Annotated in this window: 14 protein-coding genes; 5 read left to right on the plus strand and 9 right to left on the minus strand. The window is 72.0% G+C overall.

The window, feature by feature from the left end; all coding sequences use genetic code 11:
- Positions 1-3: 3 nt before the first annotated feature.
- Positions 4-612 carry a hypothetical protein gene (locus tag ABFX50_RS03975; RefSeq protein ID WP_346143287.1) on the plus strand — a complete coding sequence of 203 codons (609 nt, stop codon included), beginning with the start codon at positions 4-6 and terminating at the stop codon, positions 610-612.
- On the opposite strand, the gene ABFX50_RS03980 is transcribed toward ABFX50_RS03975, so the two are convergent.
- Positions 597-944, minus strand: a complete 348-nt coding sequence (locus ABFX50_RS03980; protein WP_183645709.1) for a winged helix-turn-helix transcriptional regulator — start codon at positions 942-944, stop codon at positions 597-599. The genes ABFX50_RS03975 and ABFX50_RS03980 overlap by 16 nt on opposite strands.
- A gap of 50 nt (positions 945-994) precedes the next feature.
- On the opposite strand from ABFX50_RS03980, the gene ABFX50_RS03985 reads away from it, so the two are divergent.
- Together ABFX50_RS03985 and ABFX50_RS03990 are read left to right on the plus strand one after the other, a co-directional pair.
- Positions 995-2449 (plus strand): LLM class flavin-dependent oxidoreductase, encoded by a 1455-nt coding sequence (locus ABFX50_RS03985; protein ID WP_346143290.1) that lies wholly within the window; start codon positions 995-997, stop codon positions 2447-2449.
- Between the two features lie 44 nt (positions 2450-2493).
- A complete protein-coding gene (locus tag ABFX50_RS03990) occupies positions 2494-3957 on the plus strand; it encodes a gamma-glutamyltransferase (RefSeq protein WP_346143292.1) in 1464 nt (487 codons plus the stop codon).
- Positions 3958-3976: 19 nt separating this feature from the next.
- Here the strand turns inward: ABFX50_RS03990 and nfi are convergent, their stop codons facing one another.
- From nfi to ABFX50_RS04005, 3 genes are read right to left on the minus strand one after another with little or no spacing between them, the layout of a single operon-like run.
- Positions 3977-4606 carry a deoxyribonuclease V gene (gene nfi / locus ABFX50_RS03995; protein WP_346144067.1) on the minus strand — a complete coding sequence of 210 codons (630 nt, stop codon included), beginning with the start codon at positions 4604-4606 and terminating at the stop codon, positions 3977-3979.
- A 30-nt stretch (positions 4607-4636) separates the two neighbouring features.
- Positions 4637-5119, minus strand: a complete 483-nt coding sequence (locus ABFX50_RS04000; protein WP_346143294.1) for a metallophosphoesterase family protein — start codon at positions 5117-5119, stop codon at positions 4637-4639.
- Between the two features lie 9 nt (positions 5120-5128).
- Positions 5129-5626, minus strand: a complete 498-nt coding sequence (locus ABFX50_RS04005) for a copper chaperone PCu(A)C (protein ID WP_183645704.1) — start codon at positions 5624-5626, stop codon at positions 5129-5131.
- 260 nt (positions 5627-5886) lie between these two features.
- On the opposite strand from ABFX50_RS04005, the gene ABFX50_RS04010 reads away from it, so the two are divergent.
- Together ABFX50_RS04010 and ABFX50_RS04015 are read left to right on the plus strand one after the other, a co-directional pair.
- Complete coding sequence (locus tag ABFX50_RS04010) at positions 5887-6078, plus strand: hypothetical protein (protein ID WP_346124061.1); 192 nt, start codon at positions 5887-5889, stop codon at positions 6076-6078.
- Positions 6079-6224: 146 nt separating this feature from the next.
- The gene (locus tag ABFX50_RS04015) at positions 6225-6857 is read left to right on the plus strand and encodes a methyltransferase domain-containing protein (RefSeq protein ID WP_346143297.1); all 633 of its coding nucleotides are present in this window, start codon (positions 6225-6227) and stop codon (positions 6855-6857) included.
- Between the two features lie 382 nt (positions 6858-7239).
- On the opposite strand, the gene ABFX50_RS04020 is transcribed toward ABFX50_RS04015, so the two are convergent.
- The 5 genes from ABFX50_RS04020 to ABFX50_RS04040 form a co-directional block, all read right to left on the minus strand.
- Positions 7240-8199, minus strand: a complete 960-nt coding sequence (locus ABFX50_RS04020) for a LysR family transcriptional regulator (RefSeq protein ID WP_346143299.1) — start codon at positions 8197-8199, stop codon at positions 7240-7242.
- A 78-nt stretch (positions 8200-8277) separates the two neighbouring features.
- Positions 8278-8589, minus strand: a complete 312-nt coding sequence (locus tag ABFX50_RS04025; RefSeq protein ID WP_346143301.1) for a UBP-type zinc finger domain-containing protein — start codon at positions 8587-8589, stop codon at positions 8278-8280.
- Between the two features lie 52 nt (positions 8590-8641).
- On the minus strand, positions 8642-9079 hold the full coding sequence (locus ABFX50_RS04030; protein WP_346143303.1) for an STAS domain-containing protein: 438 nt from the start codon (positions 9077-9079) through the stop codon (positions 8642-8644).
- Positions 9080-9286: 207 nt separating this feature from the next.
- On the minus strand, positions 9287-13573 hold the full coding sequence (locus ABFX50_RS04035) for a rhamnogalacturonan lyase family protein (RefSeq protein ID WP_346143305.1): 4287 nt from the start codon (positions 13571-13573) through the stop codon (positions 9287-9289).
- A gap of 57 nt (positions 13574-13630) precedes the next feature.
- A complete protein-coding gene (locus ABFX50_RS04040) occupies positions 13631-14443 on the minus strand; it encodes a glycoside hydrolase family protein (protein ID WP_346143307.1) in 813 nt (270 codons plus the stop codon).
- Positions 14444-14471: the final 28 nt, after the last annotated feature.

Genomic DNA, 14471 nt, shown 5'->3' on the forward strand with positions numbered 1-14471 from the left:
CGCGTGTCCAGACGCTGGTTGACCGGAGTGGCCGCCGCAGCGGCGGCCGCGACCTTGACGCTCCCCGCCGCCGCGGCCCTCGCCGCGGCACCGAAGCCGCCCGCCACCGCCAAGAAGCTGTTCGACGCGTGGCTGCGCGCCGACAGGACCGCCGCGGCCGAGGTCGCCACGCCCGCCGCGGTGAACGTCCTGTTCGCCTACCCGTTCAGGGCGCCCGACAGGTTCGCAGGATGCGTGGGCGGCGCCTGCCGGTTCACGCACACCAGCGTGCGCGTGCCGGGCGAGCTCAACGGCCTGCTGATGATCGTCTCAGGCGCCAAGGTGACGAAGGTCTATACCTCGCGCCACCTGCCGAAGGCCGCCGTGGCCAAGCACCTGTTCGACGCCTGGCGCAAGGGTGACCGCAACCAGGGCAGGGAGGTCGCGAGCGCGGCCGCGGTCAAGACGATCTTCAGGGTGAAGTGGGACCCCAAGGGCGTGCCGTACACCTTCCAGGGCTGCCAGGCGAGCGTCTGTGCCTGGTCCTACGAGGGCGGCGCGATGCTGATGCACGTCAAGGGCTCCAAGGCGTGGGGCTACGAGGTGCGCTCGATCGGCTACGTCGCCGACTGATCCGCGGGCAGGGCCGCCCACTGGTCGGCCCACGCCATCAGCGGGCGCATCGCCTCGACCAGGGCCGCGCCGCTCTCGGTGAGCGTGTAGCGGATCTGGACGGGCGTGGTCGGCGTCACCTCGCGGGCCACCACCCCCGCCTCCTCCAGTTCGCGAAGGCGCTGGGCGAGCAGCCGCTCCGACAGGCCGGGGACGTCGTCGCGCAGCTCGCCGTAGCGCGTGGCGCCCCTGGCGAGCGCCAGCAGGATGACGCCGTTCCACCTGCGCCCGACCAGCTCGATCGCGATCTGGAACCGCGGGCAGTGCCGGCTGAGCGCCTCGGGGAAGGACATCGGGCCTCCTCTACTTACCCTTCGTAAGCCACTTATGTAGTGTAGGTCCTATGGCTGATTTCCCGCATGACCTGTGGTTCGGCGCGTTCCTGACGCCCGCGGCGAAGGACGCGCACCCGCTCGTGCGCCAGGCCGTGCTCGCGGAGGATCTCGGCCTGGACATCATCGGGGTGCAGGACCATCCCTACCAGCCCTCCTTCCTCGACACCTGGACGCTGCTGTCGGTCCTCGCGGCCAGAACCCAGCACATCAGATTCTTCCCCGACGTGGCCAGTGTGCCCCTCCGTCCGCCCGCCGTGCTGGCCAGGGCGGCCGCCAGCCTCGACATCCTCAGCGGCGGCAGGCTGGAGCTGGGTGTCGGCTCCGGCGCCTTCTGGGACGGCATCGCCGCGATGGGCGGCGAGCGCCGTACGCCGGGGCAGGCGGTGGCCGCGCTCGAGGAGAGCATCGAGGTGCTGCGGGCGCTGTGGACGCCCGGCGAGGCTGTCTCCTTCGACGGCGAGTACCACCGCCTGCGGGGCGCGCTTCCCGGCCCCTTCCCCCCGCACCCGATCGGCGTGTGGATCGGCGCGTACAAGCGGCGCATGCTGGAGCTGACCGGGCGCGTGGGCGACGGCTGGGTGCCCTCCTCCGCCTACGCCGCGCCGTCCGAGCTGGCCGCGATGAGCGCCGTCGTCGACCGCGCCGCCGAGGAGGCCGGGCGCGACCCCGGGCTGATCCGCCGCGTCTACAACGTCAGCGGCCGCTTCTCGGCGCTCGCGGGCAAGGGTTTCCTTCAGGGGCCGCCCTCCCTGTGGGTCGAGCAGCTCACCGAACTGGCCCACGCGTACGGCATGAGCGTCTTCGTCATGGCGCCGGGCGAGGAGCGCGACCTCAAGATCTTCGCCGAGGAGGTCGCGCCCGCCGTCAGGCAGGCGGTGGGCCGTGAGCGTCCGCCGGCCGTCCAGCCGGCGGCGCGGGGGCCGCTGGAGGAGTCGACCAGGCCCAGGCTGCCCAAGCGCGACCTTGCCGCGCTGCCCGCCGCGCAGCAGGAGCGCGGCCTGCACCTGGTGATGATCCACGACCAGCTGCGCCAGGAGCTGACGCAGATCCGCGACGCCGTCGAGCAGGTCGCCGCGGGCCGCGGCGAGGTGGCGGCGCTCCGCTCGATGATCAGCCGGCTCACGATGCGCCAGAACTACTGGACCCTCGGCAGCTTCTGCGCCTCCTACTGCAGGATCCTGACCGTCCACCACACGATCGAGGACGAGCGGATGTTCCCCGCGCTCAGGAGCGCGCAGGCGTCGCTCGCGCCGGTCGTCGACCGGCTCCAGGAGGAGCACGAGGTCATCGCGGAGCTGCTGACCGACCTCGACGCGGCGCTCGTGGCCATGGTCGAGGACGCCGACGCCATCGACGGCGTGCGCGAGCGCCTCGAGGTGCTGTCGGAGGCCCTGCTGTCCCACCTCGCCTACGAGGAGGAGGAGCTGGTCGAGCCGATCGCCAGGCTCGACCTCGACATCTGACCCCCCGCACGGAGCCGCCCCGACAGGCCGGGCACGATGAGCGGATGACCTACACCTGTGCCGTCGCGACCCCTCACGTCCTGGCCACGGCCGCCGCCGAGGAGGCGGTCGCGAACGGCGGCAACGCGCTCGACGCCGCGCTGGCGGCGGCCACCACGCTGAGCGTCGTCTACCCGCACAACACCTCCGTCGGCGGCGACCTGATCGCCCTCGTGCGCGACCCCGAGGGCCGCATCACGTGCGTCAACGCCAGCGGCCCCGCCCCGGCCACGGCCGACCGCGCCGCGCTCGCGGCCAGGCACGGCGCCCTGATGCCCGTCACGGGGCCCGACACGATCACGGTGCCGGGCGCCGTCGCGGGATGGGCCGCGCTGCACGAGGCGGGCGCGGCGCTGGAGTGGAGCGCCTGCTTCGAGGCCGCCGTACGGCACGCCGACGCCACCCCCGTCGTCCCCGGACTGGCCGAGGCGATCGCGGAGGCGGCCGAGCTGATCGCCGCCGACCCCGGCATGCGTGAGGTCTTCAGCCCCTGCGGCAGGCCGCTGACCGAGAACGACACCCTGCGCCAGCCCGCGCTGGCCGCCACCCTGGCCGACCTGGCCGCCCACGGCCCCTCCACCCTGTACGGCGGGCCGCTCGGCCGCCGCCTCTCCGGCGTGCTCGACCTGGCCGACCTCGCCGCCTTCGAGGTGGAGCGCACCGCGCCGCTGAGCCGTCCCCTGCGCGGCCACGACGTGCACACCAGCCCGCCCAACACCCACGGCTTCCTGCTCCTGCAGGCCCTCGCGGCCACCGAGCCGCTCCCTCTGGCCTTCCACCGCGGCATCGCCGACAGGAACGCGCACCTGGCCGACCCCCGCTTCGTGCCGGTGGACGTCGACGCCCTCCTCGACCCCGCCCGAGCGCTCACCCCCTCGCCCCCACCGGCCGTCACCGGCAGGGCCACGGGCGACACCGTCGCCGTCGTCGCCGCCGACAGCGAAGGGTGGGCGGTCTCGCTCATCCAGAGCCTGTTCCACAGCTTCGGCTCGGGCGTGCTCGACCCCTCCACCGGCGTCCTGCTGCACAACAGGGGCTCGTTCTTCTCCCTCGACCCCGCCTCGCCCAACGTCATCGCCCCCGGCAAGCGGCCGGCTCACACCCTCATGCCCGTCATGGTCACCAGGCACGGACGGCTGGTCTGGGTCGCGGGCACGATGGGCGGCAAGGCTCAGCCGCAGATCCTCACCCAGGTGCTGCTGCGCCTGCTCGAAGGGGCCGACCCCGCCGCCGCGGTGGCCGCTGCGCGCTTCGTGGTCGGCGGTCTCGAGGCCGGGCAGCGGGAGGACACCGTCAGCGTCGAGGCCGACCACGAGGAGCTGGCCGCGCTGACCGCCTCAGGGGCGCCGGCGGTGACCCTTCCGCCTCGCTCGGAGTGGGTGGGACACGCCCAGGTGGTCGCGGCCGGCCCCTTCGCCGCGGGCAGCGACCCGCGCAGCGACGGAAGGGCGGCCGTGGTCCACCGGTGACGCACGAGGGCCGGTGGGGTCACGAGCGCGACAGCCGGTCGGCCGCTCTGATCGGCTCGGGCAGCCTGAAGTCCGGCGACAGTCGCAGCACGTGCGAGCAGGCGTTGTCGAGGCTGACGCGGTGGCCCTGCGAGACGAAGACGGGTTTCACCCCCTCGCGGGTGCGCAGCGCGCGGCCGACCACCTCGCCGTCGAGCAGGATCGGGCTCCACGACCCGCGTGCGGCGGGCGGGTCGTCGTGCCGTCCGACGAAGGCGGTCTTCGCGACGCCGATCGTCGGCAGCCCGGTCAGCACCCCGAGGTGGCAGGCCAGACCGAAGCGGCGGGGGTGGGCCAGGCCGTAGCCGTCGCAGACCAGCAGGTCAGGCCGCACGCTCAGCCTGTCCATGGCCGCCAGCAGCGGCGGCAGCTCCCTGAAGGCGAACAGGCCGGGCACGTAGGGGAAACCGGCGCGCTGACGGACGGCCACCTGGTCGACGACCTCCAGCGTGCCGGACCTCAGCACGACCACGGCCCCCGTCACCTCGTCGTCGCCGCCGTAGCCGACGTCGAGCCCGGCCACGAACTCCACCCGCTCGGGCCCCGGATCGTCCAGGTCGACCAGCGGGCGCAGCCGCTCCTGCTCGGCCTCTGCCTCCTCGATGGACATCACACCCCTATCCAACAGGACGGGCCGCGCTCAGGTGACCGGCACGATCCGCGCCTCCACCAGCACGCCCCGCTCGATGGTGAGCAGCCCCACCGTCCCGTGCGGCTGGCGGCGGCGGTCGGTGGGCGAGCCGGGGTTGAACAGCCGCACGCCCTCGGCCTGCTCGTCCATCGGGATGTGGGAGTGCCCGAAGACCACCAGCTCGGCCCAGGGGAAGCGGTGGCGCATCCTGACGCCCCTGCCCGCCAGAGGTCCGCTGTCGTGGATCATCGCCACGCGCAGCCCGTCCAGCTCCAGCTGGAGGGTCTCCGGCGCCACCACGTCGGGCCCGTCGTTGTTGCCCTTGACGACGTGGACAGGCGCGAAGGCCGCCAGCTCGTCCAGGACGGAGGGCACGCACACGTCCCCCGCGTGCAGGATCAGGTCGGCCCCGCGCAGGTGCGCCGCCACCCTCGGCGGGCACGACCGCCACCGGCGCGGCGCGTGCGTGTCGGACAGGACGGTGACGCGCATCGAAGCCCCTCAGGGCGTCGGGGAGGGGCTCGCCGGCGGAGCGACGCTGGAGAACTGTCCCACCCGCTCCTTCACCGGCACCTGCACCCGCACGTCACCCGCCCCGCTGAAGGTGAACGTCATCGGGACCGAGCTCTGCGTCCTCAGCCCCGAGACGGTGGCGATCGGCTTGTCCACGCCGACGGGCTGGTTCGGCGGCAGCTCGACGGGGGCCGTCAGCTGTACGGACCCGCCCTGGACGGTGATCCGCTCGAGCCTGTCGGCCGCGGCGCGGTTGCTGATCAGCACCGCGTACAGGGGCAGCTCGGCGGGGGCCTGCTGGCCAGGCGCGCCGCCGACCAGGTAGGCGTTGCGCAGGTGCAGGCCGTGCACGCTGGCGTTGGCCCCCTCGTTCTGCGGGTGATGGAACCTGGTCACGTCGTCGTAGTCGTTGCTCACCCCCGTACACGCGCCGGTGGCGAGGGCGAGGCACAGCACGGTGGTCGTGATGGCGCGCAGCGTCCGCACGGCAGACCTCCATTCACGCGGGGCCGGACCACCCGCGCTACCCGGGCACGGCCACATGTAACCAGCGTTTCACCAGGTCGGGGCCGGGTTAGCCGGGATCGGCGAGCCTGAAGGGGACACCCGCCTATCCGGACGGCCACATCATCTGCAAAGGTAGGACATCGACAGACAGACCATCAGGGGTGAGAGAGATGACGGTTGGCTCCCGGCACCAGCGTGCCGCGGATGTACCTCCCCCTTGGCCCGGTGATCGCTACGAGGTGCTGTGTCAGCGCCTGGCGCCGTTCAGCGGCACCAGGGACCAGTACCACTTCGCGCAGTACGCGATGGAATCGGCGAGGGCGCTGGAGAACGCGGGGCTCGCGACGAGGGTCGCGGTCGTCAGACTGGCCGACGACACCGTCATCTACGACCCTGTCGGGGGAGTGGAGCTACCGCAGGACCAGTGGTGAGCGCCCGCGGCGTCGCCAGGGGAGCCTGACGCCACTGACGGCGAACCCGCCGTACGGCGGCTTCCTCTTCATCGGCTCGACGCCAGCCGCCCGGCCCTCCTCGCAAGAACCGGGACCTTGTCGGGAAAAAGGGAAGAGGTGGGGCCATGAAGCTCCATCACCACACGGATCACGCCGACGGCGCCGGCCCCATCCTCCGACCGAGGCTGTACGAGATGGTGTCCGAGATCGGCTTCGCGGGACGGCGCCGCCTCGTCTCCATCCGGCTGGTCGCCCTGTCGGGAGCCCACCGCGGCGATCACGTCCTGGACGTCGGATGCGGCACCGGCTACCTGACCAGGCTGCTGGCCAGACGAGTCGGGCCCGAGGGGCACGTGACGGGCCTCGACGTCGCCCAGCCCATGATCGAGCACGCCAGGGCCCGCGCCCCCGGCACATGCGCTTACGTGCTGGGGGAGGGGCAGGCGCTGCCGTTTCCCGACGCCCGCTTCGACGTCGTCGTCTCCTGCCTCGCCGTCCACCACCTGCCGGCCGCGGCGCGCGGCACCGCGCTGCGGGAGATGTTCAGGGTGCTGAGACCCGGAGGACGGCTGCTGATCGTCGAGTTGAGACCACCGGCCAACCGGCTCGCGGCCCGCCTCGCCGGCGTGGTGGCCGGGCACGCCCTACGGCCGAGCATGCCCGACCTGCTCGCCGAACTCGTCCCCGCGGCGGGCTTCCGCGTCGAGGCGACGGGAGAACTACGCCCGCTGCTCCACTACGTCCTGGCGGTCCGCTGAGGGCGGAATTCGCCCTCCCGTTCGCGGCGACCCCGCTGCGCTCTGACCTCGGGTGTCGGCGCTCCGGTGGAGGATGGCTCCATGACACTGCGGCTGCGCCCCGTGATCGCCACCCAGGACACCGAGCGGCGGCGGCAGGACGCTGCGCGGCTGCCGGCCTGCTCGCCCTCGGCCGGACGGAGGCTCCGGCTCTGGCGCGGTTCACCGGCGCCCCACGTCCACGGCCAGGACACTCGGCGGAGGCGGCAGATCGGATCCATCCAGTCGATCTGCTTCTCCAGCCGGAGTGCCCCGGCGGTCCCCCTCCCAGGAAGGTCGCCGTCCGGTTCCCAGTCAATCCCGGGCGCGCCCGCGCGGAAACCGGTGAAAGCAGAAAAGCCCATCAGGCGGGCTCATCACCGGAGCCGACGACCGTCGGCTCCTCTCGCGCCGACGGCTGCTCGCCGGCCGCCAGCCAGTCCAGCCTGCGGACCAGCCGCCTGGCGCTGTCGATGACGGCGGCGACCTGAGCGGACGGCTCGCCGGCGCGCCAGAGCAGCGACCACGGATAGCGCGTCGCGGGTTCGACCAGCGGCCGCCATACGGTGCCCGGCCGGCTCGAGCTGCGGAAGGAGGAAGGGACACAGAGCACGCAGCGGTACTGCAGGACGAGGTCGGCCGCCGCGCGGGTGCTCTGGACGGTTCCCTCGTAGACCATGGGCGTGAATCCGGCGGCGCGGCACAGCTCGATGACGAACTGGTTGAGCTCGGGTGTCTGGGTGTCCTCGCCGAGCAGGAGGGCTTCGTCGGCCAGGCGGGCCACGCTCACGCCGTCCGTCTCGGCGAAGGGATGGTCGTCGGGGACCAGTACGCCGAGCGGATCGAGGCGGATCAGCTCGGAGGTGACGTGGGGCGGGGTCTGGGAGGCTCTTCCGATCCCGATGTCCAGGCGGCCGTCGGCCAGCTGGCGGTACTGGTCGGGCGTGCTGGCCTCCACCTGATGGATCGTCAGGCCGGGATGGCGCCGCTGGACGTCGCGCAGGATCTGCGGCATGGAGTCGTAGCCCGCGTCGATGATGCCGACCCGCAGCACGGGAGAGGAGGCGGAGGCGCTGCGCGCGGCGTGCGCGGCCCTGGCGACATGGTCGAGGATCTGGCGGGCCTCGACGAGCAGGGCGGCCCCCGAGGGGGTGAGCTCGACGTGGTGGGTGCTGCGGTTCAGCAGGCGCACGCCCAGCTCGCGTTCGAGCCGCTGGATCTGCTGGCTCAGGGCCGACTGCACGATGTGCTCGCGCGCCGAGGCCCGGCCGAAATGGAGCTCCTCGGCCAACGTCACGAAGTAGCGGAGCTGGCGTAACTCCATGTTCGCCGCCCCTCTCCAGCCGGGTAGCGCCGATGTGGATCGCCTTCCCTCACTGTAGGTCGTATCGGGAGAGTGCTCTCACACGGTTCTTTCGTGCACGTAGCACCATCGCCAGGTCGGTTCGGATTCGAGGGCCGTCACGACCGGATGATCGGTCTCCTGGTAGTGCGCCCGTGCGTGGCAGCCGGGCGATTCGTCGGAGCAGGCCACCCACCCGCAGGTCAGGCAGACCACCAGCCGCGTCCAGGCCCAGCCGAGTGCCAGGCACTCCTCGCATGCGGGCGGTCCACGCCGCACGGCCGAGAGCCGGTCGAGGTGATCACAGTGCGGCGCCCGGCCGTTCTGGCCTGCGCGGGCGGTGACGTTCGTGCCTGCCGCGTCCAGGGTCATCGCGGCCCCCTCCATGACAGCGACGCGAGATGCGCCCCTGATCACTGCTCAGTCAACGCGATGGGCGGCCAGAGGGAAACAGCCGATCCCAGCAAGCCCGATCACCTGGGGCGATGGCGGGGGAACGGAGGACCAGCCGCGGCTGGGACCTCTCGTGCCAGCGGGTGAGCAGGAGCAGGCGCTCCACCTGAGGCGGCGCCGACCACAGGGTCATCACGTGCCCGTCGTCGAGCAGGGCGGCGGCGGTGACCAGGGCGCGCAGCCCGCCGACGTCGATGAAGGTCAGGCCCTTCAGGTCGATGTCGATGTCGCCGGGGACGAGCGACGTCAGCGCCCGCCTCAGGGCGGGCAGGGTGGTGTGGTCGAGGTCGCCCTCGATCCTGAGTCCCTGCGGTTCGCCCAGGCGGGTGATCCGCAGGTTCCCGCGGACGGCCACGTCGGCGTCGAGGACGGAGGCGTGAGGAGGACGAGCGTCGTCCGTGAGGTCCATGCCGACTCCTCCAGGAGCACGCCGGGGCAGGTGACCGCGACGACCAGGCGGCGAGTGGGGGCTGTCGGCCTGATCATGGCGGTGACCTGATCGTGCAACAGCGCCGCCCCCGCGGCAACAGTCACTCACAGATGAGCTCATCTCGGGCGCGGCCAACCGCGCTGGAGGGAACGGCTCCCTGAGCGGAAGCCGTCCCCTCCGGTCGGGTCAGGGTGCTCGCGTGTAGCGGATGCGCGGCGCCGCGGGCGTGGTCATGCCCGCGCCGATGAAGAAGCCGGGGTGCGGCGGCTGGTTGTAGCCGATGTTCTGCCAGGCCACTCCGAGCCGGTAGACCGGGTCGTGCATCAGCGTGCGCAGCCGCACGTCGGTCAGGTCGACCGTGGTGTGGATGCGCAGCGCGGAGCTGTCCTCGGTGCGCCAGACGATCTCCTCCCGCCAGTCTCCGTACAGGTCAGCCTGGAGGGCGGGGGTGCCCTTGGTGGAGTTGTTCGAGGCGGTGCCCTCCGCTTCGAGCAGCGGTTTCGGCGTGCCGCTCGTCCAGTCCCACTTGCTGATCACGCCGACGCCCACGCCCCTGGCCGGGTCGTAGTCGTGGTCGACGATCTCGCGCAGCGGGTCGCCGTCCCACCAGGCGAGGAAGTTCGCCGGCGGGATGGCCTGCCCGATCAGCTCACCGGCCGAGGAGCGCAGCTCGCCCTCGCGGGCGTTCCACTCGCCCGTCGTGGTGACCGCCCAGCCCTCCGCGCCCGGATGGCGCGGGTCGATGTCGCCCGCGGCGGCGCGCCCGGTGTCCCTCGTGGCGGGCATCCCCCACAGCACCTGGCCCGTGGCCGCGTCCCTGAAGGTCGCGCCGCGACCGCCGCTGCTGCCCATGTCCTCGTGCGCGGCGAACGCCTCGAGTCCTGGCCTGCCCGGATCGAGGTCGCTGACGTGGAGCGCGTCGCCGTGGCCGAGGCGGGTGCTGTAGAGGCCCTCGCCGTCGTCGTCGACCGTCATGGAGCCGAAGACGATCTCGTCCTTCTGGTCGCCGTCCACGTCGGCCACGGACAGGTTGTGGTTGCCCTGGCCCGCCCACTGCGGACCCACCGAGGCCGAGTCGAACACCCAGCGCCGCTTCAGCTTCTCGCCGTCGAAGTCGAAGGCGGCCAGGACGCTCCTGGTGTAGTAACCGCGGGTGAAGACGGCGGAAGGGCGCTCGCCGTCCAGGTAGGCGACGGCGGCGAGGAAGCGGTCGACCCTGTTGCCGTAGCCGTCACCCCATGAGGCCACGTCACCGCGGGCGGGGACGTAGTCGATCGTGTCGACGGCCCTGCCCGTCGCGCCCTCGAAGGCCGTGAGGTACTCGGGACCCGACAGCACGTAGCCGCTGGAGTTGCGGTGGTCCTTGCTGGGGTTGCCGACGGCCTTGCCCGAGGCGTCGACCGTGCCGTCGGCGGTCTTCATGAGCACCTCGGCCCTGCCGTCGCCGTCCAGGTCGTAGACCACGAGCTGGGTGTAGTGGGCGCCCGCGCGGATGTTCCTGCCGAGCGAGACGCGCCAGAGCCTCCTGCCTTCGAGGGTGTAGGCGTCGACGTACACCAGGCCCGTGTAGCCGGACTGCGAATTGTCCTTGGCGTTGGTCGGGTTCCAGACCAGGACCACCTCGTGGCGACCGTCCCCGTCGAGGTCGCCGACGGAGGCGTCGCCCGCGGTGTAGGAGTGGGGCTGGCCGTCCTTGGTGTAGTCGTCGGCGGGCCTGTCCAGCGGGAGGTCCCTGTACTGCGCGCTCCACACGCCGAACTCGGCGGTGGACTCGCCGTCGCCTGCCGTCACCCGGTAGCGCGAGCGCGCACCGCCCTGCGGGTCGAGGACGTTGGTGGCGCCCCTGACGCTGCTGATCTTCCTGCCGTCGCGCCAGACGTCGAAGACCTGGTCGTCCTCGTCCAGCCCGAGCAGCCGCCAGCCGACGTAGACGCCGGCTCCGGTGGCAACGGCGACCGGAGCCCGGTCCAGGCGCTCCATCTGCCGCTTCAGCCTGGTGACCGCCCGCGAGGCGACGACCGCCGACCGCTCGGACACGCCGCCCCTGTTCACCGCCGCGACCCGGTAGTGGAAGGGGATCGTCGTCAGCACGCCGTCGTCGTTGAAGGAGGCCCGCTCGGTCGTCCCGATCCCGGTGTAGGGGCCCGCCTCCTTCTCCGCCCGGTAGACCCGGTACAGCAGCGCGTCAGGCACCGCTCGCCAGCGCAGCGCCACGCTGTTCTTGGCGACCCTGCCCGTCCGCAGGCCCTGCGGCGTGCCGGGCGGCGGCGTCGTGCCGTCCACGGTCGCGACGCTCGCGGTCGCGGAGGGCACGGACTCCTCGCCTGTCGGGTCGAGCGCGGTCACCGTGTAGGTGTAGACGCCGCCGATCCGCGCGGTGGCGTCGGTGTGGGAGGCGTCCCGCACCTTCTTCAGCAGGGTGGGGGAGGCGTCGCCCTCCTCGGCCCTGTACACGTTGTAGGCGGCCGCGCCGTCGACCTCCTGCCAGGTCAGCGGGACGCTGGCGGAGGTCGCCTCGAAGGTGACGGCTCCGGCCGTCAACCCGGTGGGCGCGGTCAGGACCGGCGTGATCTCCAGTCCGTTGAGATGGCCCGTCGCGCCGGTGATCACCACGTTCAGCTGGCCGTCGGTGACCTTCACGCCGGTGACGGCCCTGGTCGTGACGTTCCTGTTGGCAGAGAGCGCGACGGCCGTGCCTCCCTCGGCCGAGACGTTGGTGCGCACCGAGCCCAGCAGGTCGCCGACGTGCACGTTCAGCCCGTACAACCCGTTGGGCAGGTCCACCTTGAACTCGTAGCGGCCGTTGAAGTAGGCGAGGAAGTCCCTGCCCACGTCGTCCAGGCCCGCGCCCCTGTCCCTGTCGATCATTCCGGTGGCGTCGGTGAGACCGTGGCCGAGCTCGGCCGTGTAGAGGGTGGCGCGGGTGACCTGCGTGTACCCGGCCGCGACCGGCGAGGTGGCAGGGCCGAAGTCGTAGCGGTACTTGGCCTGACGCGTGGTGACCGTCACGGGGTCGGACGGCTCGGAGTCGCCGCGTCCGTTCACCGCCACCACGCGGAAGTCGTAGGAACGGCCCTCGGCCAGGCCCGAGAGCGCGGTCTGGGGGATCGTCGCCGTCGTGGCGAGCGTCCAGGCGCCGTCGATCCCCTTGCGGAAGACCTGGTAGATGTCGGCGGTCACCGCGGCGTCCCACTTCAGCACGGCGCCGGAGTTGGAGATGCCGCCCGCGACCAGGCCGGTCGGCTTGGCGGGTACGGCGGCGGGCGGCTCGACCTCCTTCACCAAGGCGGACAGCGGCAGCCCGAGGCCCTTGACCGCGCCCGCGACCAGGCGCGCCATCTGGATGGCGCCGTACTCCTGGAAGTGCGTGTTGTCGGCCGAGCCGTTCGGCCACGCGGTGTACACGCCCGCGGGGGTGTGCAGGAACACCGACCTGGCCGCCTCAGGCCCGATGGAGTCGAGGTAGGCGCGGCTGAGCGCCGACAGGTCGACCAGGGCGACGTCCTCCTCGGCGGCGAGCTCCTTCATCTTCGCCACGTGGTCGGGGAAGGAGACGTTGAACGCGCCGGTGGCCGGGTTGTGGTCCAGCCGGGAGACGGGCGTCACCAGGATCGGCGTCGCGCCGCGCTGCCGCGCGCCGTTGACGTAGACCCGCAGGTACTCCTTGTAGTCGGCGGGGGAGGCGTACCGGTCGGGGACGCTGACCGTCGCGTCGTTGTGGCCGAACTGCACCAGGAAGTAGTCGCCAGGCCTGATCTGGCGCAGGATCGTGTCCAGCCTGCCCTGGGTGATGAAGTTCTTGGAGCTCCGGCCGCCGATGGCGTGGTTGTCGAATCCGACGCCGGTGCCGAAGAAGCGCTCGACCATCTGGCCCCAGCCCGCCTCGGGCGCCCAGTACGGGTCGTAGGTCTGGACGGTGGAGTCACCGGCGAGGTAGGCGGTCGGGATGGTGCCAGGGCCGCGTTCGGCCTGGCGGGTCACGACCAGTGCGTTGATCTTCGGCGCGGCGCCGGAGAAGACCAGGTCGAGCCTGCCGTCCACCAGGGCGATGCCGAACGACATCTCCAGGTACTCGCCCGCCGCCTTGGCCGTCGCCTGGACCTTCTCCATGGACTCGGCGGAGATCGCGATGGTGGTCGCCTCGGTCGCGTCGCCCGCGACGAGCGAGACCGTGTAGTCGCCGTTGGGCAGGTCCACGCTGAAGGTGGCGCCGGTGGCGGTCACGAAGTCGGAGCGCAGCGCGTCGCCGGTGCCCCGGTCGGTGGAGGACAGCCCCGAGGGGTCGGCGAAGCCGTAGCCCTGCGCGCTGCTGTAGGCGGTCGTGTCGGTGACGCGCGTGTAACCGGCCTGTACGGCGCTGCCCGCGGCGCCGAAGTCGAAGGAGTAGGCGGACGGCGCGGCGGCCGCCTGCAGTGGTGTTAGCGTTAACAAAAGTAAGGCGAGCACGGTGGTCACTGCCCGGATTCGGCGCATGGGGGGTTCCGTTCTTTAAAACGATTTAGCAGATCCTCTGGCTTGATCACAACCCTGTCAAGAGGTGGTGAGGCGCCCGTCGCGCAGGCCCAGCTCCGCGACCCCCACCGCGCTGGTCCGCTCGCCCGTCGGGGGGAAGTAGTAGAGGAGGGCGCGCCCTTCGCGGACGAGCACGTCGGCGTGGTGGGCGCGCGGATCGTCGCGCAGGATCGTCCCCGGCTGCCTGGCCCAGGTCAGCGCGTCGTCCGAGCGGTAGACGGCCAGGCCGTCCCAGACGTCGACGACCATCCAGTAGCTGCCGCGCCACCTGAAGACGTTGGGGCCCTCGCCCGGCTGGTCGCCGACGGCCTGGCCCCGGTCGGACCACGAGCGCAGATCGGGGCTGTCGGCGAAGAAGGTCTGCTTGCCCGAGGGCTCGTCGTTGTACCAGAGCCGCCACGTGCCGTCCTCCAGCTGGTGGACGCAGGCGTCGATCACCCTGGAGCTGGACAGCTCCAGCCTCCGGGGCTCGCGCCAGTGGCGCAGGTCGTCGCTGACCAGGTGGACGATCGAGCGGTCCGCCTCCCAGTCGGTGAAGACGCCGGGCACCACGGTCAGGAACATGTGGCCCAGCCCTTCATGCACGATCACCTCCGGCGCCCAGAGCGTCGGCTCCGGCACGTCGATCACCGCGTGGCCGAGGTGATCCCAGGCGAACCCGTCGGCGGAGGTGGCGATGCCGACGGGGGTGCCGTGCACCCATGACACCCCTGGCAGGCCGGGGACGTTGGCCCGGCGGCTGGTGTAGAACATCCACCACGCCCGGGCCCACGGGTTCCATACGACGGTGGGATCGGTGGGGCCCTCGTGGACTGGATCGACATATCTCATGCCGATGATTAAAACGTGAAAACGCCGG

Source organism: Nonomuraea recticatena (genome assembly GCF_039533245.1).
GTDB classification, from domain to species: Bacteria; Actinomycetota; Actinomycetes; order Streptosporangiales; family Streptosporangiaceae; genus Nonomuraea; species Nonomuraea roseola.

Bases quoted from the DNA above. Each gene is read 5' to 3' on its own strand.
- ABFX50_RS03980 (WP_183645709.1), bottom strand. From the start codon at position 944: ATGTCCTTCCCCGAGGCGCTCAGCCGGCACTGCCCGCGGTTCCAGATC.
- ABFX50_RS03985 (WP_346143290.1), top strand. From the start codon at position 995: ATGGCTGATTTCCCGCATGACCTGTGGTTCGGCGCGTTCCTGACGCCC.
- ABFX50_RS03990 (WP_346143292.1), top strand. From the start codon at position 2,494: ATGACCTACACCTGTGCCGTCGCGACCCCTCACGTCCTGGCCACGGCC.
- nfi (WP_346144067.1), bottom strand. From the start codon at position 4,606: ATGTCCATCGAGGAGGCAGAGGCCGAGCAGGAGCGGCTGCGCCCGCTG.
- ABFX50_RS04000 (WP_346143294.1), bottom strand. From the start codon at position 5,119: ATGCGCGTCACCGTCCTGTCCGACACGCACGCGCCGCGCCGGTGGCGG.
- ABFX50_RS04015 (WP_346143297.1), top strand. From the start codon at position 6,225: ATGAAGCTCCATCACCACACGGATCACGCCGACGGCGCCGGCCCCATC.
- ABFX50_RS04020 (WP_346143299.1), bottom strand. From the start codon at position 8,199: ATGGAGTTACGCCAGCTCCGCTACTTCGTGACGTTGGCCGAGGAGCTC.
- ABFX50_RS04025 (WP_346143301.1), bottom strand. From the start codon at position 8,589: ATGACCCTGGACGCGGCAGGCACGAACGTCACCGCCCGCGCAGGCCAG.
- ABFX50_RS04030 (WP_346143303.1), bottom strand. From the start codon at position 9,079: ATGGACCTCACGGACGACGCTCGTCCTCCTCACGCCTCCGTCCTCGAC.
- ABFX50_RS04035 (WP_346143305.1), bottom strand. From the start codon at position 13,573: ATGCGCCGAATCCGGGCAGTGACCACCGTGCTCGCCTTACTTTTGTTA.
- ABFX50_RS04040 (WP_346143307.1), bottom strand. From the start codon at position 14,443: ATGAGATATGTCGATCCAGTCCACGAGGGCCCCACCGATCCCACCGTC.